The sequence below is a fragment of the Vibrio genomosp. F10 str. 9ZD137 genome, from assembly GCF_049974785.1.
Classification (GTDB): domain Bacteria; phylum Pseudomonadota; class Gammaproteobacteria; order Enterobacterales; family Vibrionaceae; genus Vibrio.
This window is the reverse complement of the sequence record NZ_JBNGCJ010000318.1, coordinates 1-25074: the sequence shown is the minus strand read 5'-3', so window position 1 is coordinate 25074 and position 25074 is coordinate 1. Positions and strand designations below refer to the sequence as shown.

Here is a 25074-nt window from a genome sequence, read left to right as displayed (position 1 = left end):
AAGCGAACCTAGCTAACTCAACTTTAGTATTTGTGAGTCACGATCCAACACTCGAAGCGCTCTTTGATCGGTCCATTAACCTAAAGCAACTAAATAAAGCAGGTGAAAGCCAATGACTGCGATAACTAGCCTAGCTTGGAAGAGCGTTCGAAACCGCAAAACGACCGCCATTCTAACTATTTTAACCGTCGCTATTTCCGTCATATTACTGATGGGTGTCGAGCGTATCCGAACTCAAGCTAAAAACAGCTTTGCCAATACCATATCGGGCACTGATTTAATCATTGGTGGCCGTTCAGGGCAGGTAAACTTACTGCTCTACTCTGTGTTCAGAATTGGGAATGCCACCAACAACATCGACTGGAAAAGCTATCAAGAGTTCAGTCAACATAATGCGGTTGATTGGGCTATTCCGATTTCCTTGGGTGATTCTCATCGTGGATTTAGAGTCATGGGAACCAATGAAAGCTACTTCCAACATTACAAATACGGAAGTAAGCAATCACTAACCTTTAGTAGCGGCCAGTCATTTAGTCAACTATTTGAAACAGTCGTAGGGTCGGATGTTGCTAAATCTCTTGGATATCAGGTCGGCAGTGAAATCATTATTGCCCATGGCATCGGAGATGTCGGGTTTGCAAGACACGACAACCTTCCCTTTACCGTCGTCGGTATTCTTGCACCCACAGGCACACCCGTAGATAAAACAGTCCACGTTTCGCTCGAAGCAATTGAAGCGATTCATGTTGGCTGGGAATCAGGTGCACATCTGGGGAATACGCCGTCAGCGGATCAGTTGAATCAACACCAATTTGAACCAAAACAAATTACCGCTATGATGGTGGGGCTAAAATCGAAAATTCAAACGTTTGCACTGCAACGCCAAATTAACACTTACACACAAGAGCCTCTTAGTGCCATCATGCCCGGTGTTGCACTTCATGAACTTTGGGGAATGATGTCTGTCGCAGAGCAAGCCCTTATGGCCGTTTCGGTATTTGTTGTTATTGCTGGTCTCCTTGGTATGCTCAGTAGCCTCTTGACCAGCTTGCAAGAGCGCAGAAGAGAAATGGCGATCCTCAGAGCAATGGGAGCGCAACCAAAGCATGTGTTTGCACTATTAATAAGTGAAGCGAGCGCGCTGACATTTTTAGGTATCTTAGTCGGCGTAGGCGGCTTATATTTAGCTTTGGCCGTTGGGCAACCTATCATTCAGCAACAATTTGGGATAACCATCACCATGGGGGCAATGACAACCTATGAATGGATTCTATTAGGGTTTGTTCAACTTGCTGGTATCATCATCGGCTTTATTCCAGCACTAAGAGCTTATCGACAATCGCTTAGTGATGGCATGACAATCAGAATTTAGGTAACACTATGAACAAAATTTTCTTATCGATAATGCTGTGTTTTTCGGTACTGCTACCCAATATCACCCTAGCGTCTGACGATGCAATGGTACTTGATTGGATTGATTTAGTGCCTGAAAGCGAGCGTAATCAATTTGATGCTGTAGGGATGCCGGCCTTAGATCACTCAGGTGATACAATGGCCCAATCTAAGGTAGGTTCGGTACGCCAAGAACTGAACAACAGTATCGTCAAAATACCGGGCTTTGTTATCCCACTCGAAGGGGATGCAAACAAAGTAACTGAATTTCTTTTGGTACCGTATTTTGGAGCATGTATTCACGTTCCACCACCGCCACCAAATCAAATCATTTACGTGAAATTCCCTGAAGGAGCACCCGTTCAACAACTATGGGATGTGATATATGTAATAGGGACGTTAAAAACAGAAACGCTCAGTCACGAACTTGCTGAAACCGCGTATTTAATAGAAGGGACAGCCATCGCTGAATACGATGATATGTAATTGTTAAATTAACCTAAAGCCTATCAATCCTCTATTTTATGATAAAAAGCTAGATAAATACGCTAGCACAGCCATATATAGCAGTAATAGCAAAGCGATTGATAGGTGCTTCTTAAATTTATTCTCTTTTACGTACTTCATAAACCCTCGCAACCAATGATAACAACTTTAACAAATTGTTATCATTTTGGGTAGTCTCAATTTTTAACGGCCATTCTTTGTTTTTCTAGAACTCCGATTCATAACACGTTACATTTTAATCAGTTGAAACTACTCAGTGGCATGAGGAAATATGCATGGCAAACGATAATAAGCCCGTCACTATCGAACACGAACCGACAGGCAGCAGCACAAAGCAACAAGAGAAAAAGTCGAGTTACATTAAAGACAGTGCAAGCTGCGTGCTGAATATTGCTCAAACCTACGGCTTAGATGCATTGCTGCAAGACGAGTCTGGCGAGCTATCTCCTCTTGACCGAGCATTAAAAAGAGAACGAAAACGTCAAGAACAACGTCAAAAAAATCTAGAGCAAATCTTAAAAGCGACGCATATGGCATGTCGTGATGAAACAGCAGGAAAGCCAGACAAAGATTGGCTATACCGCTATTTTGATATGGCACAAGAGATACACAACCCTTCAATGCAAAGGCTATGGGCTCAAGTTTTAAAAAGAGAAATTACCAACCCAGGCTCAACCTCAATGAAAGCCCTCAAAATATTACAAGACATGAGTCCGAAGGAAGCACAAGTTCTACAGAAGGCAGCGTCTCTAGCCTGCAGTTTCGGTGCAGACAACAGCAAGAAGCTATTGGTTGGCTATAAAGCACGTAATGGTATTTTTAGCTTGGGAAAACGAGATACGACAACTGCTGTCAACACCGGTAACTTCCAAGTCCCCTATTCAAGCCTTTTAGTGCTGATCGAGCTCGGTTTACTGCACGGTACTGAACTGGAATCTGGAGAAATCGAAGTGGATCCACCACTTCCACTCAGTTACCAAGGGAAGAACCACTCTCTCCAGCCTCAAGGGAAAGGAACTCGGCTGCTCTATTACCGCTTTACTCCTACGGGAAATGAACTGTGTAAGCTACTCGGAAACAAACCGAATACTCAGTACTACGACCAAGTGATCGCACTACTGAGTCAAAAATTTATCGTGCACTCAGATGTAAAAAGCACAATACATCACACCGTTTAGTCAGCTTGAATAATGCCTTGATCTTTCAGTACCACAAGGCATTGTTCGACTAACTCGTCAATCGTGTACTTACCCGCCAGTAAATCAATCTCAGGATTAACGGGCGCCTCATACACGGAGTCAATTCCCGTAAAATTAGCAATTTCACCCGCTCTCGCTTTCTTATAAAGCCCTTTAGGATCACGCTTCTCACACACATCTAAAGGTGCATTGACGAAGACTTCCAAAAACTCACCATTAGGCAGCATCTCACGGACTAACTGACGCTCTGAACGGTGTGGAGAAATGAAAGCAGACAATACAATAAGCCCAGCATCGGCCATCAATTTAGACAACTCACCAATGCGACGAATATTTTCTCGGCGATCTTTTTCTGAGAAACCCAGATCACTGCATAAACCGTGACGAACATTATCTCCATCAAGCAAATACGTGTGGTATCCCATTTCTGCAAGCCTATTTTCAAGTGCGCCGGCAACCGTCGATTTCCCGGCACCAGACAAGCCAGTAAACCAAAGTACTGATGGCTTCTGTTGCTTTATCTTCGCTCGGTACGTTTTATCTATAACATGTTGGTGCCACACAACATTCTCATCTTTATTTTGCGTCATTGTATGGCCCTCATAGTTCGTTTCTTAGCACTCTTTCTCAAAATACAGTCCTTTAAATTAAAATGGAAAGAAAACAGGGATTAGGCTTAATACAAGCACTGAATACACAATCGAAATTGGGATCCCTATTTTAATATAATCGGTCAGCTTATAGTTGCCGACACTGTAAACCATAAGGTTCGTTTGGTACCCATAAGGGGAAATAAAACTCGCACTTGCACCAAACAATACCGCCATGATGAATGGCATAGGATCAACGTTGTATCCCAATGCCATGCTATAAGCGATGGGAAAAGCTAAGGCTGCTGCTGCATTGTTGGTCACTAACTCGGTTAAGATCAACGTCATCAAATACACCGCGACCAATGCCCCAAAAACGCCCCAACCATTAAAGGCTTCCATAAACATTTCACCCATCCTCATGGACAAACCGGAAGAGAGCATCAACTGAGCGATCGACAGCGCGGATCCAACGATAACAACGATATCGACGGGAAAACGGCGGCGTAGTTCGTTGATTTTGACAATTCCACACGCCAGCATAACGAGTAAATAGACAAGCAGCCCTTTGATAATAGGCACGACTTCAGTCAAGGCTAGCCCAATAACCAAAGCAAAACCGAGTAGCACGATGCTGGATTTATTGGCATCAAGCTTGGCACTCGAATCCAAATCATTAATCAGCACAAATTCACGGCGATGAGCGCGGCGCTCCGTTTCAAAACGCTTTCCTGGGACCAACACCAAGGTGTCTCCAGCCGCTAAAACAATATTTCCTAAGCCGCCCTCTAGACGCTCATGGCCTCTTCTGATAGCGACCACAACGGCATCAAATCGGTCTCTGAAGTGGCTCGATTTGAGTGTTTTGTTGCAAAAGCTCGCCGATGAGCTCACGACAGCCTCTATAAAGCCCTGACCATTAAGATGATGCTGTCCGAACAGGGTTAAACCTTGAATTTCTTGCAGCGTTGCTACGCTTTCTATGTCACCACAAAACAGTAACCTGTCTTTGGCTTGAAGCACAAAATCCGGTTCAACCGATGGGACACTTTTCCCATCACGAATCACCTCTGCGAGAAAGAGTTTTCTCAAAGCACGCAATTTATTTTCGCTAATGCTTTTGTCCACCAGCGGAGAGCCGGGCTCAACGATGGCTTCTAAGAAATAAGGTAAGTCATCTTGTCCATGATCATCGTAATCCGGTAGAAGATAACTGAGTGGAATCAAAATAAGTACACCACCGACTAATACCGCGAGGCCAATTAATGTCGGGGTAAAAAAGGTTAGACTGGGTAAGCCTACATCTTCAACAAAACTGTTGATGATGAGGTTTGTTGAGGTGCCAATAAGAGTGAGAGTCCCCCCTAAAATCGCCGCATAAGAAAGCGGAATAAGGAGTTTTGAAGGCGCGTGTCTCTGGTTGCGTTTTATCGCCCCAATTAACGATACAACCACGGCCGTATTATTGGTAAAGGAAGACAATAATGCCGTGGATATACCCAGTTTTGCCACCACTGTGCCCAAGCGACCTTCAGAAATATTTCGGCTAACCCAACTGATTAAACGCGTTTTTTCTAAAGCACACGAGGCTAGAATCAACAAAACTAATGTTAATAAGGATGAATTAGTGAAATTAGTCGCAATGGATTTCAGCTCAATAGATCCAACCATAAAAGCTAAAAACGACGCTCCAGCAAAAATGATACTTGGCTTAATCCGTGTGACAAGCAAGCACGTGATGATGCCAAGTAGCATCGCCATAACCAATCCTTGCTCCCACATAATTCATCCTTAAATATGATAGTGACTGCTCACTTCATACTGTTACTTTTCCAATTGTTACTTTAATTTCTGGGTTGAAATACTTAACTATGTACGTTTAACTAGGCACGGTTACTTTAGTAACTGACTCAGATCTTTTGCATCCCAATGAGGGAAATGCTTACGAACCAGTGCATTAAGCTCTATTTCAAACGCTGAAACATTGCTAACCGGCTGTTCAACCTGTGCCAAACTTTCTCGCACTAAACCTGCACCAACAGTAACGTTTGTCAGGCGATCGATAATGATAAAACCACCGGTGTCTGTACAAGCTTGATAGCTATCTAAAGCCACCGACTCGGTAAATGACCACTCACATGAGCCAATGCCATTCAAAGGAAGCTCAGCGGCTGAATGCGTCGAAAGGTTGTTGATATCATATTGGTAACGAATGGATTCCACTCGGCCCACCGTCTTTTTACCCGCAATCTTGATGTCGTACTCTCGACCGGGCTGTAGCGGTTGCTCTGTCATCCAAACCACATCAGCGGCAAGATGATTGGATGATTCCACTTCTGACTGTTCTAACACAATCAAATCACCACGGCTGATATCGATTTCATCTTCTAACGTTAAGGTCACAGCAAGACCTGCCTGTGCTTCCTCTAAATCACCATCAAAAGTAACGATTCGAGCCACTTTGGAGCGTTTTCCAGAAGGTAATGCTTTAATCTCATCACCAACTTTCACGATGCCAGATGAGATCGTACCGGCAAAGCCGCGGAAATCGAGATTCGGACGATTCACGTATTGAACAGGGAATCTAAATTCGCCTTCCGTCTTAGAGCGATCGACATCAACGGTCTCTAGAAGGTGAAGCAACGTTGGACCTTCAAACCACGTCATCTCTTGACTTGGAGACGCAACATTCTCGCCTTCTAATGCTGAAAGCGGAACAATCTGAATATCGGTTTCACCTTGTAGATTCTCAGCAAACGCTAAGTAATCATCACGAATGGTTTCAAACGTCTGTTGCGAATAATCGACCAAGTCCATTTTATTGACCGCAACAACAAAGTGCTTAATGCCAATTAAATTAGAAATGAATGAGTGACGACGTGTTTGGTCTAAAATACCTTTACGTGCATCGATCAAAATGATGGCAACATCACAAGTAGACGCACCTGTGGCCATGTTTCTTGTGTACTGCTCATGCCCTGGAGTATCGGCAATAATGAACTTACGTTTCTGCGTCGAGAAGTAACGATACGCCACATCGATAGTAATGCCTTGCTCTCGCTCAGCCTGTAAACCATCAACTAGAAGCGCTAAATCTGGCTTCTCACCGGTCGTACCAACACGTTGGCTGTCGTTATGAACCGCCGCTAACTGATCTTCATAAATCTGATGCGTGTCATGCAGCAAACGTCCAATTAAGGTGCTTTTACCATCATCGACTGAGCCACAAGTCAGGAATCTAAGTAATGATTTATGCTGATGTTGGTTTAGGTAACCTTCAATACCAAGCTCTTCTAACTGAGCTTCAATTACATTGTTCATAGTCTGTCCTTAGATCCTTAGAAATAACCTTGTCGCTTCTTCAATTCCATCGATCCTGATTGATCGTGGTCGATCGCACGCCCTTGGCGCTCACTTGAGGTCGCCACCAGCATTTCTTCTATAATGCCCGGCAATGTATTGGCTTCTGATTCAACCGCTCCGGTTAATGGGTAGCAGCCAAGAGTGCGGAAACGAACCGACTTCTCTTCAATGACTTCGCCTTCTTGCAGCTCCAAGCGATCATCATCAGCCATGATGAGCATGCCATCTCGTTCAACGACTGGACGCTTATCAGCAAGGTAAAGCGGTACAATTTCAATGTTTTCTAGATAGATGTATTGCCAGATATCAAGCTCTGTCCAGTTTGATAGTGGGAACACTCGGATACTTTCGCCCTTATTCACTTGGCCGTTATAGGTTTTCCAAAGCTCTGGACGTTGGTTCTTAGGATCCCAAGTGTGATTTTTATCTCTGAATGAATAGACACGCTCTTTCGCTCGTGATTTTTCTTCATCTCGACGTGCACCACCAAAAGCCGCATCAAAACCATACTTATTTAACGCTTGCTTTAAGCCTTGAGTTTTCATGATGTCGGTATGCTTTGAAGAGCCATGCTTAAACGGGCTACAACCCATTGCCAGACCCTCAGGATTCTTATGCACCAAAAGATCAAAACCATATTTCTCAGCGATACGATCTCTAAATTCGATCATTTCTCGAAACTTCCAATCCGTATCAACGTGAAGTAACGGGAAAGGAATCTTTCCTGGGTAAAAAGCTTTGCGTGCAAGGTGAAGCATTACTGAGGAGTCTTTACCAATCGAGTACATCATCACTGGATTATCAAACTCAGCAGCGACCTCTCGAATAATATGAATACTCTCAGCTTCAAGTTGCTTCAAGTGAGTTAAGCGTTGTTGATCCATGTCTATTTCCTTGTAAGCCTTTAGGCTTAATTTTGTCCCTAAATCTTTGGTCAAGATTATATTGAGTTGGCAATAGCACTATTGTTGATTTGAGCATTAGATAAGAACCAATCTAACTTTTGAGACAGGACATTCATCTCACTCTATAACAACAGCGCTTTAAACTTGTCACATCGTTAGACACGCTTCGTATCCATACGATGAATCCCTGAATACTCTATAGTCACCTAGCCATAATCTAGGCAAAAAAGAGCGGGGAAAGGAGGGCTTTAATCATCGCTATCGAGGCATTCCCTCTTAATGTTCATCCATTATGGCGATCTCTTTATATTACTTGAAATTCTAAAAGTGTCTTTTTTATAACCGAATAACATAACGGTTCTATAACAGTGATTTTTCAATTCACTATTAATCAGTCAGGCAATCTATATTTATGGGATCTTGTAGGCAGTTACAGCACTCTAGACATGGTTTCATCACACTTTAACTAAACGGTAACGCATTGTTACATTATGTTTTGTTACATTACTCGTAGTTATTCTTTATCCTCGTAATGGAGTAAACAATGAAAATTGCAGTGAAACCTATATCAATAGCAGTACTTGGTGGCATGCTAATGATGGCTGGCCCTGTCATGGCTGACACTATCAAGCTACGAATTATTGAAACAACCGATATACACACGAATGTGATGGATTATGATTACTACAAAGACAAACCATCACAAAAAATTGGCCTTGCTCGCGCAGCCACTCTTGTTAAGCAAGCCCAGCAAGAAGTCACAAATAGCGTGTTGGTTGATAATGGCGATCTGATTCAAGGCAGCCCTATGGGTGACTACATGGCGGCCAAAGGTATTACGGAAGGTGAAGTTCACCCTGTCTACAAGGCGATGAATCAACTCAATTATGATGTAGGTAACATTGGTAACCACGAATTCAACTACGGGTTAGAGTTTCTAGCCGAAACCATCAATGACGCAAACTTCCCTTATATCAGTGCCAATGTGTTTGATAAAAAAACCGATGAGCACTACTTCCAGCCCTATTTAATCAAAGCTCATAGCTTTACCGATACAGATGGGCAAACCCATGAGATCAAGGTAGGGTACATTGGCTTTGTACCGCCACAGATCATGGTTTGGGATAAGAAGAATCTTGAAGGTAAAGTCTTTGCCAAAGATATCAAGCAAATAGCTGAAGAACTTGTGCCTCAAATGAAGAAAGAAGGGGCGGATGTTATTGTTGCGATTCCTCACTCTGGTGTTTCTTCTGATCCTCATAAGCTAGGTGCAGAGAACTCGACTTATTACCTCTCAGAAGTGGACGGTATTGACGCCATTGCTTTTGGCCACTCTCATTCAGTCTTCCCTGGTAAAGGTTTTGATAATATTCAAGGGGTAGATAACGAAAAAGGCACCATTAATGGTGTGACTGCAGTTATGCCTGGCCGCTGGGGAAGCCATGTTGGCGTGATGGACTTAGTTCTTAAGCAACAAGACGGGAAATGGGCGGTTGTTGAAGGGCAATCACAGGCACGTCCTATCTTTGATAAAGCCAGTAAGGCATCACTAGCGGACGCCGATGCCGGCATTCTTGACGCGCTAAAAGACGATCACAAGGGAACTCGCGAATTTGTAAACCAGCCAATTGGTAAAGCAAATGATGTGATGTACAGTTTCTTGTCGCTGGTTCAAGATGATCCTACCGTGCAAATCGTCAACCTTGCGCAGAAAGATTATGTAGAGAGGTTTATCCAAGGTGATCCAGACCTAGATGGTATTGCGGTACTTTCAGCTGCGGCTCCATTCAAAGCAGGTGGACGTAAAAATGATCCAGCCAACTTTACTGAAGTTGAGTCGGGGCAGCTAACATTCCGTAATGCGGCTGATTTATACCTTTATCCGAACACACTGGTTGCACTTAAAGTCACTGGCCATGAAGTTAAAGAATGGCTAGAGTGCAGTGCAGGTCAATTCAAACACATTGATACCAATGTAACAGCACCACAATCGCTGATTGATTGGGATGGCTTCCGTACTTATAACTTTGATGTTATCGATGGGGTTAATTACCAAATCGACGTAACCCAGCCCGCCAAATATGATGGCAACTGTAAAGCGGTTAACCCTGATGCTTCACGTATCATTGGTTTAACGTATCAGGGTAAGCCTATCGATCTTAAACAAGAGTTTATTATTGCAACGAATAACTATCGTGCTTTTAGTAACAAATTCCCAGGCACTGGTTCTGACTACATCGCCTTTGAATCACCCGATGAAAACCGTACGGTTGTTGCCAACTATATTTCTCGCGTAAGCCAAGATAAGGGTGAAGTCACACCTAGTGCCGATAACAACTGGTCGTTTGCGCCAATTGTGACAGAGCAAGCTCTGGATATTCGCTTCGAGACCTCTCCAAGCGATAAAGCGGCACAATTTATTAAAGACAAAGGTCAATACCCAATGCAAAAAGCATCAACAGACGATGTTGGGTTTGCTGTCTATAAGATTAATCTACAAAAATAACGAACAGTTAGTTAGAGTAATAGGCCGCTACTCTGTCGTAGCGGCTTTTTTATGGGGCAAAAATGACGGAACGATTTATAACATATTTAACCGAGCAACAGTTCAGCTCTACCGATATTGATGCGCTTGTTCAATCTAGCTCACTGCTTGAACTACCGACTCGTCACATATTAGTCAATCAAGGTGAGCTTGCTGACGGGATCTATTTTGTCTTAGAAGGGATCTGTCACGCGAGCTACCTTACCGATAAAGGGAAAGAGTTCAGTAAAGAGTTTTATTGGGAGCAAGATTGGATGATAGGTTTTGAAAGTGTCATAAAAGCTCAGCCTTCACCCTACCTATTAGAAACACTGACTCCAACACTTCTCGTTCATCTTCCAATCGATGTCCTTCACCACTGGAGATCTGAAAAACATAGCGTCTACCTGACATTACTAGAAAGCCAGCTCATGTTTAAAGAAAGCAAAGAACGTTTTATGCTGCTGTTCACTCCTCGCGAACGCTACAAACTATTTTGCCAACACTATCCTGAACTTCTCACCCGTCTTAACGACTATCAGATCGCGGCTTATCTGGGTATTACAGCGATTAGCCTAAGTCGAATCAAGAATACTTCTCAGTAATTAACAATTGTTAATGCGTTGAAAAATAGTTCATTGGTATAGTTGCAAGATACTTTTCTTAATGAGCAATTATTGAATGAAACATATCAAGTGGCAGACGCTACCCTTTGATCAGCTATCGACATTTCAGCTTTATGAACTCCTAAAATTGAGAGTCAACGTATTTGTTGTTGAACAAAACTGCCCTTACCCAGAACTTGATGACAAAGATCATTTCGAAGATGTCCATCACTTACTGGGGTATTATGAAGGTAAGCTTGCCGCTTGTGCACGTTTGCTTCCACAGAAAACCAGCTATGACGACGTCAGCATTGGTCGTGTTGCCACATTGGATAGCGCTAGGGGGTTGGGACTGGGGCATCAACTCATTACACGAGCACTACTTGAATGTCAGTCACTCTGGCCAGATCAATCGATCACTATCGGCGCCCAACAACATTTGTCGGATTTCTATGGCTCGCATGGATTTACCTCTATATCGGACATGTACTTAGAAGATGGTATTCCACACATAGATATGAGACTGGAAAAATAATGTGCTGAAACTATCCGCCGTATCGTTGGGTATTGTTCTACTCGTAATAGGAAATTTAGCGGCCTCGCTCTCTGATGTCGCAGTCAAGCTCCTAGACGGAGGAATCTCTCCTTTCCAGTATATCTTCCTTAGACAACTATTCTCTATAGTGCTTTTAGTCCCATTTTGGCTACGCTTACCAAAACAACAAAAAGCACTCGATAATCCAGTTATCACCTTAGCTCGTGCCACATTAGTACTCATTGGTAGCGGATGTATGATGGTTGCTATCACCCATTTACCTTTAGCGACGGCTAATGCGATTTTTTATGCAGCACCACTACTGATGTTGCCACTGTCGTTGTGGTTATTAAAAGAAAAACCGAATATGAGCAAAGTGTTTGCAACCATGATTGGTTTTGCAGGGGTTTTGATCGTTCTGCGCCCATCTCAATTCCATTGGGCAGCGATTTTTGCTCTGGGAACCGCATTGACACTCGCACTATTCAATATTTTGGTTCGACTCATTCCCAAAGAACAACCGGTCATAACGACTCTGGTATGGACAACATTGTTTTCGTTACCCACCTCAGGGTTACTTGCTTGGGTATTTTGGGAACCTATTGAAATAGTCCAGCTAGGCTGGGTGGCATTAAGCGCATCCCTCATTCTTGTTTACAATGCATTCGCTGTCATGGCTTATAAGAAAACACACGCTTACCAAATTGCGATAGCAGAATATACTGGCTTACTGTTCGTCACCTTATTTGGGATATGGTGGTTTGCTGAAATTCCAGATTTGCTGACCTTACTGGGAATCGCTCTGATAGTCCTACCAATACTGCCAGTCAAGAAACTGTTGAAGGCGTCATCACTACTTGCTTCGGCCAAAACCTCCGTCGGAGAGTCGGAAAAACATCACTGAATCTTTGCTTTTTGAAAGCTGTAGTATGTCCAACCTGCCATCTTCTGATAGTTTGAATCTGACCAATTGCCCCTGCTTAATCCGGCTCAACGGCTTATCGCCGCCTTCAATTTCAACCAGCGCATTCAAATCGGCCATGGGTAATTCGTTAATCCGAAACACTTTCGCTAATGTGTCGCCAGTCTTTACCGTATATTCATTCCAAACGTCAGAATCAGGTGAAATACTTTTTTGACTTGATTGCTCACTTAGCCCTTGTGTATTGATAGCAATTTCTACACGCTCGTTCGTCGGTGTTTGAACGGTTTCTTTGATGGTAACGCTTGGTAAAAGTAACAGAATAATCAACCCTGGAATGAGTACCATCAATGCACGCTGATGAAGCTTGGGAAGTTGCAACCACAGAGTTCGTAGCGTTTGTTCGTACCGATGCCACTCAATGCCTTTCAATTGAGCCAGGACAAGCCCCAAATAATTCGTACTTTGTGGCTTCTTTTTACGACGATTCATTACTATCCGCCTCCGAAATATCATTACTAGAGTATAAAAACCAAGAAACAACGAGTATATCTCATTTCTATACAGAACGTCATTGAGTGGTAAAATCTCATCGTTATTGTGCCGATGTAAGATAAAGCTCACATTGTGATAGCTCAGAAGTAGCAATTCTTCTCAGCCGTTTAAACCTGTATCGTTAACTGGTATCCTTTACCGCTTAAATTTATTTAACTAAGAGTGACATTCATGTCTGAAGTAAAATTCGAAACTGTTGAGCAAAAAGCAAGCTACGGAATTGGCCTACAAATGGGTCAACAACTCGCTGGTAGTGGTCTTGAAGGCCTAAACGTTGACGCTATCGCGGCTGGTATCGCAACGGCTCTCACTGGTGACATGCCAGCAATTGAAATTGATGAAATTAACAATGCGCTACAAGAGTTACACACTCGTGCTGAAGCGACTCGTGCTGAAGCGGCAAAAGCAGCATCTGCAGACAGTGAAGTTTTCCTAGCAGACAACGCTCTACGCCCAGAAGTGACGGTTCTTGAGTCTGGCCTACAATACGAAGTAATGACTGAAGGTACAGGTGAAATCCCGACGTCAGACAATCAAGTACGCGTTCATTACCACGGTGAGCTAACTGACGGTACTGTATTTGATAGCTCTGTATCTCGCGGTGAACCTGCAGAGTTCCCAGTGACCGGTGTAATTAAAGGTTGGGTTGAAGCTCTTCAACTAATGCCTGTCGGTTCTAAGTGGAAACTATACATCCCACAAGATCTTGCATACGGTGAGCGTGGCGCTGGCGCTGCAATTCCACCATTTGCTGCGCTAGTATTTGAAGTTGAACTTCTAGCGATTCTGTAAGTGCAGTGACGATTCATCGCTATTTGGCGATTGAGACTAAAAAGGATTAGCGTAATGCTAATCCTTTTTTTATGTCGATCTTTAAATATCTAAACCTTGTTGGATAACGGAGAATATTCAAGATACAAAAAAGCCGAGCTTTCGCTCGGCTTTTATAAGTTCAAACGAACTATTACTCAGCTGCTTCTTCTGCTACTGGGCGATCTACAAGCTCAATGAATGCCATTGGAGCTTTATCACCAGTACGGAAACCAGCTTTTAGGATACGAGTGTAACCGCCTTGGCGGGTAGCAAAACGTGGACCTAGTTCGTTAAACAGTTTTGCCACAACTTCGTTATCACGAGTGCGAGCAAATGCTAAACGACGGTTAGCAACGCTATCCGTTTTAGCTAGCGTAATCAAAGGCTCAACGACGCGGCGAAGCTCTTTTGCTTTTGGCAAAGTAGTCTTGATAACTTCATGACTAACTAGAGAGCATGCCATATTGCTAAACATCGCTTTACGATGTGAGCTGTTGCGGTTGAGTTGACGACCACTCTTACGATGGCGCATGACCTAATCCTTCTAACTAATATCGATTAATCTTCAGCGATAGACGCTGGCGGCCAATTTTCTAGGCGCATGCCCAGAGAAAGACCACGTGATGCAAGTACGTCTTTAATCTCTGTAAGAGATTTCTTACCAAGGTTTGGCGTTTTAAGTAGCTCAACCTCAGTACGCTGTACAAGATCACCGATGTAGTGAATCGCTTCTGCTTTCAAACAATTGGCAGAGCGAACTGTTAGTTCAAGATCGTCTACAGGACGCAGTAGGATAGGATCGAATTCTGGCTTCTCTTCCTTCTCCTCAGGAACACGTACATCACGAAGATCTACGAATGCATCCAGTTGTTCAGCTAAAATAGTAGCTGCACGACGGATAGCTTCCTCAGGTTCTAGAGTACCGTTCGTTTCCATATCGATAACAAGCTTGTCTAAATCGGTACGTTGTTCAACACGTGCCGCTTCAACAGAGTAGGCAATTTTGTCTACTGGGCTGTATGTAGCGTCAACGAGCAAACGACCAATAGGACGCTCATCTTCTTCGGTATGAATGCGAGCGGAAGCTGGAACGTAACCACGACCACGTTCAACTTTGATACGCATAGCGATCTCAGCGTTGTCATCCGTTAGGTGACAAATAACGTGTTCAGGATTTACGACCTCTACATCACCATCATGGGTGATGTCACCTGCAACCACAGGGCCTGAGCCTGATTTGTTCAGTGTTATAAACACTTCATCTTTGCCTTCGGCAACGCGAACAGCTAAACCTTTTAGGTTAAGAAGAATCTCAAGGATATCTTCTTGTACACCTTCTTTGGTGCTGTATTCGTGTAATACGCCTTCAATCTCGACTTCTGTTACAGCACAACCTGGCATAGAAGATAGAAGAATGCGGCGAAGAGCATTACCTAGAGTATGACCGAAACCACGCTCTAACGGCTCAAGAGTTACTTTTGCGTGTGTCGTGTTGATCTGTTCGATGTCAACAAGACGTGGCTTAAGAAATTCTGTTACAGAACCCTGCATTGTGTCCTCTCTTTAGTTTAAACCTTACTTAGAGTAAAGCTCGACGATCAATTGTTCGTTGATGTCAGCTGATAGGTCAGAACGCTCAGGCATACGCTTGAATGTACCTTCCATTTGGCCAGCATCTACTTCAATCCAAGTTGGTTTCTCACGTTGTCCTGCAACTTCTAGTGCAGCTGTTACACGAGCTTGCTTTTTAGCTTTCTCGCGAATAGAAACAACGTCGTTAGCCGAAACTTTGAATGAAGGAACGTTTACAACGTTACCGTTAACTAAGATAGCTTTGTGGCTAACTAGTTGACGAGATTCAGCACGAGTAGCGCCAAAGCCCATACGGTAAACTACGTTGTCAAGACGACCTTCTAGAAGCTGAAGTAGGTTTGCACCTGTATTGCCTTTAAGGCGAGCAGCTTCTTTGTAGTAGTTACGGAATTGTTTTTCTAGAACGCCGTAGATACGACGAACTTTTTGCTTCTCACGAAGCTGAACGCCATACTCAGATAGACGACCGCGACGAGCGCCGTGTACACCTGGTGCGTTATCAATTTTACACTTGGTATCGATCGCACGTACACCAGACTTAAGGAATAAGTCTGTGCCTTCGCGACGGCTAAGCTTAAGCTTAGGGCCCAAATATCTTGCCATGATTCTTCTCCAATATTCCTAAAAACGAAACTTAAACGCGACGTTTCTTAGGTGGACGACAACCGTTATGAGGGATTGGTGTAGCATCAACAATGTTTGTGATGCGGTAACCAGCAGCGTTCAGTGCGCGAACAGTAGATTCACGACCTGGACCTGGACCCTTAACCATAACTTCCAAGTTCTTAAGACCGTATTCTTTAGCCATTTCAGCACAACGCTCAGCAGCAACTTGTGCAGCGAACGGAGTAGATTTACGAGAACCACGGAAACCAGAACCACCAGCAGTAGCCCAAGCAAGAGCGTTGCCTTGGCGATCTGTGATAGTTACGATTGTATTATTAAAAGAAGCATGAATGTGCGCTACGCCATCAGCTACTTGCTTGCGTACGCGCTTACGCGCGCGAGTTGGTTGTTTTGCCATTGTACTCTACCTTATCCGACTATTTCTTGATCGGCTTGCGCGGACCCTTACGGGTGCGAGCGTTGGTTTTAGTACGCTGTCCACGTAGTGGTAGACTGCGACGATGACGAAGACCGCGGTAACAGCCAAGGTCCATAAGACGCTTGATGTTCATCGATACTTCACGACGTAGATCACCTTCTACAGTGTATTTAGCCACACCATCACGCAGTTGATCGATCTGTTCTTCAGTTAGTTCACTGATCTTAACATCTTCAGCAATACCTACTTCAGCTAGAATAGCTTGAGAGCGAGTTTTGCCAATGCCGTAAATTGCTGTTAAAGCAATTACAGCGTGTTTCTGATCAGGAATGTTAATGCCAGCTATACGGGCCACTATTCACTCCTAGTACTTTGATAAAGAATTATCCGCAGCAGAGCCCGTGAGGATACGCTGCGGCATACTACTTCTTTTGCACGCAAAAGGTAGGCCGAGGAATATACTCGACACTACCTAGTTTTACAAGTAAAAAATTCTGCTAATTAGCCTTGGCGTTGTTTATGCTTTGGCTCACTGCAAATCACGCGAACGACACCGTTACGCTTGATAACTTTACAGTTACGGCAGATTTTTTTAACGGAAGCACGAACTTTCATTGCTAAACTCCGTAAATGAAATCTGAATTAACGGCCGTAGCCTTTCAGATTTGCTTTTTTCAACACAGAATCATACTGTTGTGACATCAGATGAGTCTGTACCTGTGCCATAAAGTCCATGATTACTACCACTACGATAAGTAGTGATGTGCCGCCAAAATAGAAACGTACGTTCCATGCGACCATCATAAACTCAGGAATCAGACAAATAAAGGTAATATATAGAGCACCCGCAAGGGTAAGTCTAGTCATCACTTTATCGATGTATTTCGCTGTCTGCTCACCTGGGCGGATACCGGGTACGAATGCACCAGACTTCTTCAAATTATCTGCTGTTTCACGCGGATTGAAAACCAATGCCGTGTAAAAGAAGCAGAAGAAAATGATTGCTGCTGCATAAAGCATTACATACAAGGGTTGACCTGGGCTAAGAGCCAAAGACACATCAGTTAACCAACCGAATGCGCTGCTCTCGCCATTTTGACCAAACCACTGTGCTAATGTTCCTGGGAACAAAATGATGCTTGATGCAAAAATCGCTGGTATTACACCTGCCATATTAATTTTAAGTGGCAAATGAGAACTTTGCGCTGCAAAAACTTTACGACCTTGTTGACGCTTCGCATAGTTAACGACGATACGACGTTGACCACGCTCCATGAAAACGACGAAGTAAATAACAGCAAAAGATAATACTGCAATTAACAATAGAAGAAGTACGTGCAATTCACCTTGACGCGCTTGCTCAATTGTTTGTCCGATTGCCGAAGGCAACCCAGCAACAATACCTGCAAAAATGAGTATCGAAATACCATTACCAATTCCACGCTCTGTAATCTGTTCACCTAACCACATTAAAAACATGGTGCCGGTTACTAAACTTACGGTAGCAATTAGCGTAAACATGGTTTGGTTGATAACAACCAGATTATCGACCATGTTTGGTAGGCCAGTTGCAATACCTATGCCTTGGAATGTTGCAAGTACAAGCGTGCCATAACGCGTATATTGGCTTATCTTACGACGGCCTGCTTCACCCTCTTTCTTGAGTTCGGCTAACGCTGGATGAACTACAGTTAGCAATTGGACAACAATAGATGCTGAAATATACGGCATAATGCCCAATGCTAATATAGATGCACGCTCAAGAGCACCACCGGAGAACATGTTAAACATTTCAACGATGGTACCTTTTTGCTGATCGAACAAATCGGCAAGTACAGCTGCGTCAATACCAGGAATCGGCACAAAAGAGCCGGCTCGGAATACTAAAAGTGCACCAATTACGAATAATAAGCGCGACTTCAGTTCACTTAAGCCGCTCTGAGCACTACGAAAATCTTGTCCTGGTTTCTTAGCCATCTGTACCTCGTTCCTCGAGATTATTCCTCGATTTTACCGCCTGCAGCTTCGATTGCAGCTTTAGCGCCTTTAGTCACGCGTAGACCTTTAACAGTTAACGCTTTACCAATTTCACCAGAAAGAACGATTTTTGCAAATTCGATGTTCTTAGTGATGATGTTAGCAGCTTTAAGGCTGTTAAGATCAACAACGTCACCCGTTACTTTCGCTAGCTCAGCTAGACGAACTTCAGCAGACACTAGGCTCTTACGAGAAGTGAAACCGAATTTAGGTAAACGCTGTTTCAAAGGCATTTGACCGCCTTCAAAGCCTGGACGAACAGAGCCGCCAGAACGTGACTTTTGACCTTTGTGACCGCGGCCACCTGTTTTACCAAGGCCAGAACCGATACCACGACCTACACGCTTCTTAGAAGGTTTAGAGCCAGCAGCCGGTGATAGAGTATTCAAACGCATTCTGATTACTCCTCAATCTTAACCATGTAGTAAACCTTGTTGATCATACCGCGTGTACACGGAGTATCTTCAAGTTCTACTGTATGGTTGATGCGACGAAGGCCTAAACCCTTTAAGCATGCTTTATGCTTAGGTAGGCGACCAATTGAGCTTTTAGTTTGAGTTACTTTAATAGTTGCCATCGTGTTCTACTCCGAAATACTTTCAACAGTTAGACCACGCTTAGCAGCAACCATTTCTGGCGACTTAACATCTACTAGACCAGCAACTGTTGCGCGAACAACGTTGATTGGGTTTGTAGAACCGTACGCTTTCGCAAGTACGTTGTGTACGCCAGCAACTTCAAGTACTGCACGCATAGCACCACCGGCGATAACACCAGTACCTTCTGCTGCAGGTTGCATGTAAACTTTAGAGCCCGAGTGACGACCTTTCACCGCGTGGTGAAGAGTGCCTTCGTTAAGTGCGATAGTAACCATGTTACGACGCGCTTTTTCCATTGCTTTTTGAATCGCAGCTGGTACTTCACGTGCTTTGCCGTAACCGAAACCAATGCGACCATTACCATCACCAACTACTGTTAGTGCTGTGAAGCTCATGATTCGACCACCTTTAACCGTTTTAGAAACACGGTTAACTGCGATCAGTTTTTCTTGCAAATCACTTGCTTGTTGTTGTTCTTTAGCCATCTTCCAACCCTACCTTAGAATTTCAGACCAGCTTCGCGAGCAGATTCTGCTAGCGCCGCTACTCGACCGTGGTATTGGAAACCAGAACGATCAAATGCAACTGAAGCTACGCCTTTCTCAAGAGCGCGCTCTGCAATAGCTTTACCTACTGCTTGTGCTGCATCGATGTTACCAGTGTTCTTAATTTGCTCACGGATCGCTTTTTCTACTGTAGACGCTGCAGCGATAACTTCAGAGCCATTAGATGCGATAACCTGAGCGTACACGTGACGAGGAGTACGGTGTACTACTAGGCGAGTTGCACCCAGTTCTGCAATCTTACGACGTGCGCGTGTAGCACGACGGATGCGAGATGCTTTCTTATCCATAGTGTTACCTTACTTCTTCTTAGCTTCTTTAGTACGCACGATTTCATCGGCGTAACGAACACCTTTGCCTTTATAAGGCTCAGGCTCACGATAAGAACGAATGTCCGCCGCAACTTGACCTACTAATTGCTTGTCGCAACCAGTAATAACGATCTCAGTTTGGCTAGGGCATTCAGCCTTAATACCTTCTGGAAGAGCATGCTCTACCGGATGGGAGAAGCCAAGGGTTAGACCTACAGCGTTGCCTTTCATAGCAGCACGGTAACCTACACCTTTAAGAGTCAGCTTCTTAGTGAAGCCTACAGTAACACCAACAACCATGTTGTTCACTAGTGCACGAGCAGTACCTGCTTGTGCCCAAGCGTTAGAAACACCTTCGCGTGGACCGAAAGTTAGGTTGTTTTCTTCCTGCGCAATAACTACAGCGTTGTTTAGAACGCGAGTTAATTCACCCTTACCACCTTTTACAGTGATTTCTTGGCCATTCAATTTCACCTCTACGCCGGTTGGAATAGCGACAGGTGCTTTAGCAACACGAGACATAGTCTACTCCTTAAGCGACGTAACAGATGATTTCACCACCAAGACCGGCTTTACGTGCAGCGCGATCAGTCATAAGACCTTTGGAAGTGGAAACGACAGCAATACCAAGTCCACCCATCACTGACGGAAGCGAGTCTTTATTCTTGTAGACGCGCAGGCCAGGACGTGAAACACGTTGGATTTGCTCAATTACTGGTTTAGCTTGGAAGTACTTAAGAGTAACTTCTAGCTCTGGTTTTACTTCGCTGTTTACAGCGAAATCAGCAACGTAACCTTCAGCTTTAAGTAGTGCAGCAATTGCAACTTTAAGCTTTGAAGAAGGCATTGTAACAGCAACTTTATTTGCTGCCTGACCGTTACGTACTCGGGTCAGCATATCCGAAATCGGATCTTGCATGCTCATAAGATTTACTCCAAATGATTAAGTGGCAATTACCAGCTAGCCTTACGAAGTCCCGGAATCTCGCCTTTCATGCAAGCTTCACGAACCTTAATACGGCTTAGACCGAACTTACGCAGGAAACCGTGTGGACGACCAGTTTGGGCGCAACGGTTTCTCTGACGAGATGCACTTGAATCACGTGGAAGAGACTGCAATTTAAGAACTGCATTCCAACGATCTTCTTCTGATGCGTTTACATCGCTAATGATAACCTTTAACGCAGAACGCTTTACAGCGAACTTTGCTACTAGTTTGGCACGTTTAGCTTCACGTGCTTTCATTGATTGTTTAGCCATAACAGTAACCCTTCACCTTACTTACGGAATGGGAAGTTAAATGCAGTCAGCAGAGCGCGCCCTTCCTCATCGGATTTAGCAGTCGTCGTGATAGTAATATCAAGACCGCGAATACGATCTACTTTATCGTAGTCGATTTCCGGGAAGATGATTTGCTCGCGAACGCCCATGCTGTAGTTACCGCGTCCGTCAAAAGACTTAGCGCTAACACCACGGAAGTCACGTACACGTGGAAGAGCAATTGAAACTAGACGCTCCAGAAACTCCCACATACGTTCGCCACGTAAGGTTACTTTACAACCAATTGGGTAGCCTTCACGAATTTTGAAACCTGCAACAGATTTACGCGCTTTAGTGATAAGTGGCTTTTGACCTGAGATCATTGCCATATCAGCAGCTGCGTTTTCAAGCAGTTTCTTATCGTTGATTGCTTCACCAACGCCCATGTTTAGGGTGATTTTATCAATCCTAGGGACTTGCATGACGCTTGAGTAGCTGAACTCTTTGGTCAGTTCAGCGACTACAGACGACTTGTAGTAATCATGCAGTTTCGCCATAGTAGAACTCCAAATTACATTCTAATTAGTTAGAAACGATTTCGCCGTTAGATTTAAAGAAACGAACTTTCTTTCCATCTTCGATACGGAAACCGATACGGTCTGCTTTACCAGTAGCCGCGTTAAAGACTGCAACGTTAGAAGCATCAATAGCTGCTTCTTGTTCAACGATGCCACCTTGTTGACCTAGAGCCGGTACAGGCTTTTGGTGTTTTTTAACAAGGTTGATACCTTCAACGATTAACTTACCAGTAACCAATACCTTAGTTACTTTACCTTTCTTGCCTTTGTCTTTCCCAGCAAGAACGATTACTTCGTCATTTTGACGGATTTTAGCTGCCATGTTGCCGCTCCTTACAGAACTTCTGGTGCAAGTGACACAATTTTCATGAATTTCGCATTACGAAGTTCACGAGTCACAGGACCAAAGATACGTGTGCCGACTGGTTGCTCAGTAGTGTCATTCAACAATACGCAAGCATTTCGGTCGAAGCGAATGACAGAACCGTCTGGACGACGAACGCCTTTACGAGTGCGCACGACCACCGCTTTCAGAACGTCACCTTTCTTAACTTTACCGCGAGGAATTGCTTCCTTAACAGTAACTTTAATGACGTCTCCGATATGTGCATAACGGCGATGTGAACCACCCAGGACCTTAATACACATTACTCTACGAGCGCCGGAATTATCCGCAGCGTCGAGTGTACTTTGCATTTGGATCATGTTAGTGCTCCGCTAAATATTAATACTAGACCCTCTCGGGTCGGGCTGCCCTATATATAAGGGACGCGAATTGTACCACCCTTTCTTTCGATTGGGTAGACAAAAAACAAGCGGCTCCAAAAATAATCTGGAGCCGCTTGATCATCAAAGAAAAATCGAAATTAACCTTTCGCTTTTTCTAAGACTGATACCAATGTCCAAGACTTAGTCTTAGACAGAGGACGACACTCAGAAATTTCAACTTTGTCGCCTAGGCCACATTCGTTGTTTTCATCGTGTGCGTGTACTTTAGTCGTACGCTTAGTGTACTTACCGTAGATAGGGTGTTTCACTGTGCGTTCGATAGCAACAACGATAGACTTGTCCATCTTATCGCTAACAACACGACCTTGCTGGGTACGTTTCTGTTCGCTCATTATGCGCCTGCCTTTTCAGTCAAAACAGTTTTCACACGTGCGATGTCACGGCGTACAGCTTTTAGAGTATGAGTTTGCTGAAGTTGACCAGTCGCAGCTTGCATGCGCAAGTTAAACTGTTCACGTAGCAATTCTAATAGCTCAGCATTAAGCTCTTCAACGTTTTTCTCGCGTAGATCTTGTGCTTTCATCACATCACCTGCTTAGTTACAAATGTAGTTTTGAACGGCAGTTTGCGAGCCGCAAGACGGAACGCTTCACGAGCCAATTCTTCAGGTACACCGTCCATTTCGTACATAACCTTTCCAGGTTGGACTTGGGCAACCCAGTATGCAACTGAACCCTTACCCTTACCTTGACGAACTTCAAGTGGTTTTTCAGTGATCGGCTTATCTGGGAACACACGGATCCAGATTTTACCTTGACGCTTAACGTGACGCGTCATTGCACGACGTGCCGCTTCAATTTGACGAGCAGTCAGACGACCACGGCCAACAGCTTTAAGACCAAATGTGCCGAAGCTTACATCTGTACCTTTAGCTAGACCACGGTTGCGACCAGTCATAACCTTGCGGAACTTAGTACGTTTAGGTTGTAGCATCTGTCGACTCCTTACTTACGGCCTTTACGCTGCTTCTTAGGCTTGTCGCCTTTTGGCTCAACAGCGTTAGCTGCTGGCATACCACCTAGAATCTCACCTTTGAAGATCCAAGTTTTAATGCCGATCACACCGTATTGGGTGTGAGCCGAAGAAGTTGCATAATCAATGTCTGCACGTAGAGTGTGTAGAGGCACGCGGCCTTCACGGTACCACTCAGAACGTGCGATTTCAGCGCCGCCAAGACGACCGCTTACTTCCACTTTGATGCCTTTAGCGCCTAGACGCATAGCATTTTGTACCGCGCGCTTCATAGCACGACGGAACATAACACGACGCTCTAGTTGAGACGCGATGCTATCACCCACAAGTTGAGCATCAAGCTCAGGCTTACGTACTTCAGCGATGTTAATTTGCGCTGGTACACCTGCGATTTTTGCTACAGCTGCGCGTAGTTTTTCTACGTCTTCACCTTTCTTACCGATAACAACACCTGGGCGAGCAGTGTGAATAGTCACACGAATACTCTTAGCAGGACGCTCGATAACGATGCGTGATAGAGATGCTTTTTTCAGCTCTTTAGTTAAGAACTGACGTACCTTGAAGTCGCCGTCTAGGTTGGCAGCGAAATCTTTGGTATTAGCAAACCATGTAGCATTCCAAGGCTTAACGATGCCAAGGCGAATGCCATTAGGATGTACTTTCTGACCCATTGCTTACTCTCCTAGTCTAGCGATCAGCTACAACAATACTGATGTGGCTTGAACGCTTCAAGATACGATCCGCACGACCTTTAGCACGAGGCATAATACGCTTCATGATAGGGCCTTCGTCTACGAAGATTTTAGCGACATTTAGATCGTCGATATCTGCACCTTCGTTGTGTTCCGCGTTAGCGATTGCTGATTCAAGAACTTTCTTAATCAGTACAGCAGCTTTTTTGTTGCTGAACGTCAAAATTTCTAGAGCCTGATCAACAGATTTACCGCGAATTTGGTCTGCAACTAAGCGAGCTTTCTGAGGCGAAATGCGAGCAAAGTTATGTTTAGCTAGTGCTTCCATCATCTACTCCTAACGCTTCTTAGCTTTCTTATCTGCAGCGTGGCCGCGATAAGTACGAGTTGGTGCGAATTCGCCCAGTTTGTGACCGATCATTTCTTCGGTAACAAATACTGGAACGTGCTGACGACCATTATGGACAGCGATGGTCAAACCAATCATTGTTGGGATGATCATTGAGCGACGGGACCAAGTCTTAATAGGCTTTTTGTCTCCGCTTTCCACCGCTTTCTCTACCTTCTTCAGCAAGTGTAGGTCAATAAAAGGACCTTTCTTGAGAGAACGTGGCATGGCGATTCCTCTTTATAGATTATTTAGTGCGACGACGTACAATGTACTTGTCGGTGCGTTTGTTTTTACGAGTCTTGAAGCCTTTGGTAGGTTAGATCGGAAGAGCGGT

General features: G+C 44.2%; 36 protein-coding genes and 1 pseudogene. 9 read left to right on the top strand and 28 right to left on the bottom strand.

What is annotated here, in order from left to right:
* The 4 genes and pseudogenes from ACP45E_RS06375 to ACP45E_RS06360 form a co-directional block, all read left to right on the top strand.
* A pseudogene (locus ACP45E_RS06375) lies at positions 1-116 on the top strand (ABC transporter ATP-binding protein); the annotation flags it as partial.
* Positions 113-1372, top strand: coding sequence for an ABC transporter permease (locus ACP45E_RS06370; RefSeq protein WP_017038815.1), 1260 nt, complete (start codon positions 113-115; stop codon positions 1370-1372). The pseudogene ACP45E_RS06375 and the gene ACP45E_RS06370, both read left to right, overlap by 4 nt.
* A gap of 32 nt (positions 1373-1404) precedes the next feature.
* Positions 1405-1878, top strand: coding sequence for a DUF3299 domain-containing protein (locus ACP45E_RS06365; RefSeq protein WP_426510779.1), 474 nt, complete (start codon positions 1405-1407; stop codon positions 1876-1878).
* Between the two features lie 296 nt (positions 1879-2174).
* Positions 2175-3077 carry a TIGR03899 family protein gene (locus tag ACP45E_RS06360; protein WP_017036050.1) on the top strand — a complete coding sequence of 301 codons (903 nt, stop codon included), beginning with the start codon at positions 2175-2177 and terminating at the stop codon, positions 3075-3077.
* Here ACP45E_RS06360 and cysC read toward each other — a convergent pair.
* The 4 genes from cysC to cysD form a co-directional block, all read right to left on the bottom strand.
* A complete protein-coding gene (cysC, locus tag ACP45E_RS06355) occupies positions 3074-3688 on the bottom strand; it encodes an adenylyl-sulfate kinase (protein WP_017038813.1) in 615 nt (204 codons plus the stop codon). The two genes, ACP45E_RS06360 and cysC, sit on opposite strands and share 4 nt — an antisense overlap.
* 57 nt (positions 3689-3745) lie before the next feature.
* Positions 3746-5470, bottom strand: a complete 1725-nt coding sequence (locus ACP45E_RS06350; RefSeq protein WP_017038812.1) for an SLC13 family permease — start codon at positions 5468-5470, stop codon at positions 3746-3748.
* Between the two features lie 111 nt (positions 5471-5581).
* The gene (gene cysN / locus ACP45E_RS06345; protein ID WP_017036053.1) at positions 5582-7009 is read right to left on the bottom strand and encodes a sulfate adenylyltransferase subunit CysN; all 1428 of its coding nucleotides are present in this window, start codon (positions 7007-7009) and stop codon (positions 5582-5584) included.
* Positions 7010-7026: 17 nt separating this feature from the next.
* Entirely contained in the window at positions 7027-7935 is a 909-nt protein-coding gene (cysD, locus tag ACP45E_RS06340) for a sulfate adenylyltransferase subunit CysD (RefSeq protein ID WP_017036054.1), read from the bottom strand.
* 565 nt (positions 7936-8500) lie between these two features.
* Here cysD and ACP45E_RS06335 point away from each other — a divergent pair.
* From ACP45E_RS06335 to ACP45E_RS06320, 4 genes are all read left to right on the top strand, one after another.
* A complete protein-coding gene (locus tag ACP45E_RS06335) occupies positions 8501-10462 on the top strand; it encodes a bifunctional 2',3'-cyclic-nucleotide 2'-phosphodiesterase/3'-nucleotidase (RefSeq protein ID WP_069584806.1) in 1962 nt (653 codons plus the stop codon).
* Between the two features lie 62 nt (positions 10463-10524).
* Complete coding sequence (locus ACP45E_RS06330) at positions 10525-11085, top strand: Crp/Fnr family transcriptional regulator (RefSeq protein WP_017038810.1); 561 nt, start codon at positions 10525-10527, stop codon at positions 11083-11085.
* 76 nt (positions 11086-11161) lie between these two features.
* The gene (locus ACP45E_RS06325) at positions 11162-11620 is read left to right on the top strand and encodes a GNAT family N-acetyltransferase (RefSeq protein WP_017038809.1); all 459 of its coding nucleotides are present in this window, start codon (positions 11162-11164) and stop codon (positions 11618-11620) included.
* Between the two features lies 1 nt (position 11621).
* Complete coding sequence (locus ACP45E_RS06320) at positions 11622-12524, top strand: DMT family transporter (protein WP_017038808.1); 903 nt, start codon at positions 11622-11624, stop codon at positions 12522-12524.
* On the opposite strand, the gene ACP45E_RS06315 is transcribed toward ACP45E_RS06320, so the two are convergent.
* Positions 12474-13034 carry a LysM-like peptidoglycan-binding domain-containing protein gene (locus ACP45E_RS06315; RefSeq protein ID WP_017036059.1) on the bottom strand — a complete coding sequence of 187 codons (561 nt, stop codon included), beginning with the start codon at positions 13032-13034 and terminating at the stop codon, positions 12474-12476. The two genes, ACP45E_RS06320 and ACP45E_RS06315, sit on opposite strands and share 51 nt — an antisense overlap.
* Before the next feature lie 234 nt (positions 13035-13268).
* Between ACP45E_RS06315 and ACP45E_RS06310 the strand changes: the two genes are divergently transcribed.
* Positions 13269-13889: an FKBP-type peptidyl-prolyl cis-trans isomerase gene (locus ACP45E_RS06310; RefSeq protein ID WP_017038807.1), complete on the top strand. Its 621-nt coding sequence runs from the start codon at positions 13269-13271 to the stop codon at positions 13887-13889.
* A 172-nt stretch (positions 13890-14061) separates the two neighbouring features.
* Here ACP45E_RS06310 and rplQ read toward each other — a convergent pair whose 3' ends face one another.
* The 23 genes from rplQ to rpsS form a co-directional block, all read right to left on the bottom strand.
* The gene (gene rplQ / locus ACP45E_RS06305; protein WP_017036061.1) at positions 14062-14442 is read right to left on the bottom strand and encodes a 50S ribosomal protein L17; all 381 of its coding nucleotides are present in this window, start codon (positions 14440-14442) and stop codon (positions 14062-14064) included.
* A 26-nt stretch (positions 14443-14468) separates the two neighbouring features.
* Complete coding sequence (locus ACP45E_RS06300; protein WP_017036062.1) at positions 14469-15461, bottom strand: DNA-directed RNA polymerase subunit alpha; 993 nt, start codon at positions 15459-15461, stop codon at positions 14469-14471.
* Between the two features lie 24 nt (positions 15462-15485).
* A complete protein-coding gene (gene rpsD, locus ACP45E_RS06295) occupies positions 15486-16106 on the bottom strand; it encodes a 30S ribosomal protein S4 (protein ID WP_017036063.1) in 621 nt (206 codons plus the stop codon).
* 31 nt (positions 16107-16137) lie between these two features.
* A complete protein-coding gene (gene rpsK, locus ACP45E_RS06290; protein ID WP_005597095.1) occupies positions 16138-16527 on the bottom strand; it encodes a 30S ribosomal protein S11 in 390 nt (129 codons plus the stop codon).
* Positions 16528-16546: 19 nt separating this feature from the next.
* Positions 16547-16903, bottom strand: a complete 357-nt coding sequence (gene rpsM / locus ACP45E_RS06285) for a 30S ribosomal protein S13 (protein ID WP_005450559.1) — start codon at positions 16901-16903, stop codon at positions 16547-16549.
* Between the two features lie 146 nt (positions 16904-17049).
* Positions 17050-17163, bottom strand: a complete 114-nt coding sequence (gene rpmJ, locus ACP45E_RS06280) for a 50S ribosomal protein L36 (protein WP_000868186.1) — start codon at positions 17161-17163, stop codon at positions 17050-17052.
* A 27-nt stretch (positions 17164-17190) separates the two neighbouring features.
* A complete protein-coding gene (gene secY, locus ACP45E_RS06275) occupies positions 17191-18525 on the bottom strand; it encodes a preprotein translocase subunit SecY (protein WP_017036064.1) in 1335 nt (444 codons plus the stop codon).
* Between the two features lie 20 nt (positions 18526-18545).
* Positions 18546-18980 (bottom strand): 50S ribosomal protein L15, encoded by a 435-nt coding sequence (gene rplO, locus ACP45E_RS06270; RefSeq protein WP_017038806.1) that lies wholly within the window; start codon positions 18978-18980, stop codon positions 18546-18548.
* A gap of 5 nt (positions 18981-18985) precedes the next feature.
* Entirely contained in the window at positions 18986-19162 is a 177-nt protein-coding gene (rpmD, locus tag ACP45E_RS06265) for a 50S ribosomal protein L30 (protein ID WP_017036066.1), read from the bottom strand.
* A 6-nt stretch (positions 19163-19168) separates the two neighbouring features.
* Complete coding sequence (gene rpsE, locus ACP45E_RS06260) at positions 19169-19669, bottom strand: 30S ribosomal protein S5 (RefSeq protein WP_017036067.1); 501 nt, start codon at positions 19667-19669, stop codon at positions 19169-19171.
* A 14-nt stretch (positions 19670-19683) separates the two neighbouring features.
* Positions 19684-20037 (bottom strand): 50S ribosomal protein L18, encoded by a 354-nt coding sequence (rplR, locus tag ACP45E_RS06255; protein WP_017036068.1) that lies wholly within the window; start codon positions 20035-20037, stop codon positions 19684-19686.
* Positions 20038-20046: 9 nt separating this feature from the next.
* Positions 20047-20580: a 50S ribosomal protein L6 gene (gene rplF / locus ACP45E_RS06250; RefSeq protein ID WP_017036069.1), complete on the bottom strand. Its 534-nt coding sequence runs from the start codon at positions 20578-20580 to the stop codon at positions 20047-20049.
* Between the two features lie 10 nt (positions 20581-20590).
* Positions 20591-20983 (bottom strand): 30S ribosomal protein S8, encoded by a 393-nt coding sequence (gene rpsH, locus ACP45E_RS06245; protein ID WP_017036070.1) that lies wholly within the window; start codon positions 20981-20983, stop codon positions 20591-20593.
* Positions 20984-21012: 29 nt separating this feature from the next.
* Positions 21013-21318: a 30S ribosomal protein S14 gene (gene rpsN, locus ACP45E_RS06240; protein ID WP_017036071.1), complete on the bottom strand. Its 306-nt coding sequence runs from the start codon at positions 21316-21318 to the stop codon at positions 21013-21015.
* A gap of 17 nt (positions 21319-21335) precedes the next feature.
* Positions 21336-21875 (bottom strand): 50S ribosomal protein L5, encoded by a 540-nt coding sequence (gene rplE / locus ACP45E_RS06235; RefSeq protein ID WP_017036072.1) that lies wholly within the window; start codon positions 21873-21875, stop codon positions 21336-21338.
* 25 nt (positions 21876-21900) lie between these two features.
* Positions 21901-22218 (bottom strand): 50S ribosomal protein L24, encoded by a 318-nt coding sequence (gene rplX / locus ACP45E_RS06230; protein WP_017036073.1) that lies wholly within the window; start codon positions 22216-22218, stop codon positions 21901-21903.
* 11 nt (positions 22219-22229) lie between these two features.
* Entirely contained in the window at positions 22230-22601 is a 372-nt protein-coding gene (gene rplN / locus ACP45E_RS06225; RefSeq protein ID WP_017036074.1) for a 50S ribosomal protein L14, read from the bottom strand.
* Positions 22602-22762: 161 nt separating this feature from the next.
* Positions 22763-23017, bottom strand: coding sequence for a 30S ribosomal protein S17 (rpsQ, locus tag ACP45E_RS06220; RefSeq protein WP_017036075.1), 255 nt, complete (start codon positions 23015-23017; stop codon positions 22763-22765).
* Positions 23017-23208, bottom strand: coding sequence for a 50S ribosomal protein L29 (rpmC, locus tag ACP45E_RS06215; protein ID WP_017036076.1), 192 nt, complete (start codon positions 23206-23208; stop codon positions 23017-23019). The genes rpsQ and rpmC overlap by 1 nt, the downstream gene beginning before the upstream one ends.
* Positions 23208-23618: a 50S ribosomal protein L16 gene (gene rplP / locus ACP45E_RS06210; RefSeq protein ID WP_017036077.1), complete on the bottom strand. Its 411-nt coding sequence runs from the start codon at positions 23616-23618 to the stop codon at positions 23208-23210. Before rplP ends, rpmC begins: the two co-directional genes overlap by 1 nt.
* Positions 23619-23629: 11 nt before the next feature.
* Positions 23630-24328, bottom strand: coding sequence for a 30S ribosomal protein S3 (gene rpsC, locus ACP45E_RS06205; RefSeq protein ID WP_017036078.1), 699 nt, complete (start codon positions 24326-24328; stop codon positions 23630-23632).
* A gap of 16 nt (positions 24329-24344) precedes the next feature.
* Positions 24345-24677, bottom strand: coding sequence for a 50S ribosomal protein L22 (gene rplV / locus ACP45E_RS06200; RefSeq protein ID WP_026026743.1), 333 nt, complete (start codon positions 24675-24677; stop codon positions 24345-24347).
* A 9-nt stretch (positions 24678-24686) separates the two neighbouring features.
* On the bottom strand, positions 24687-24965 hold the full coding sequence (rpsS, locus tag ACP45E_RS06195) for a 30S ribosomal protein S19 (protein ID WP_005435078.1): 279 nt from the start codon (positions 24963-24965) through the stop codon (positions 24687-24689).
* Positions 24966-25074: the final 109 nt, after the last annotated feature.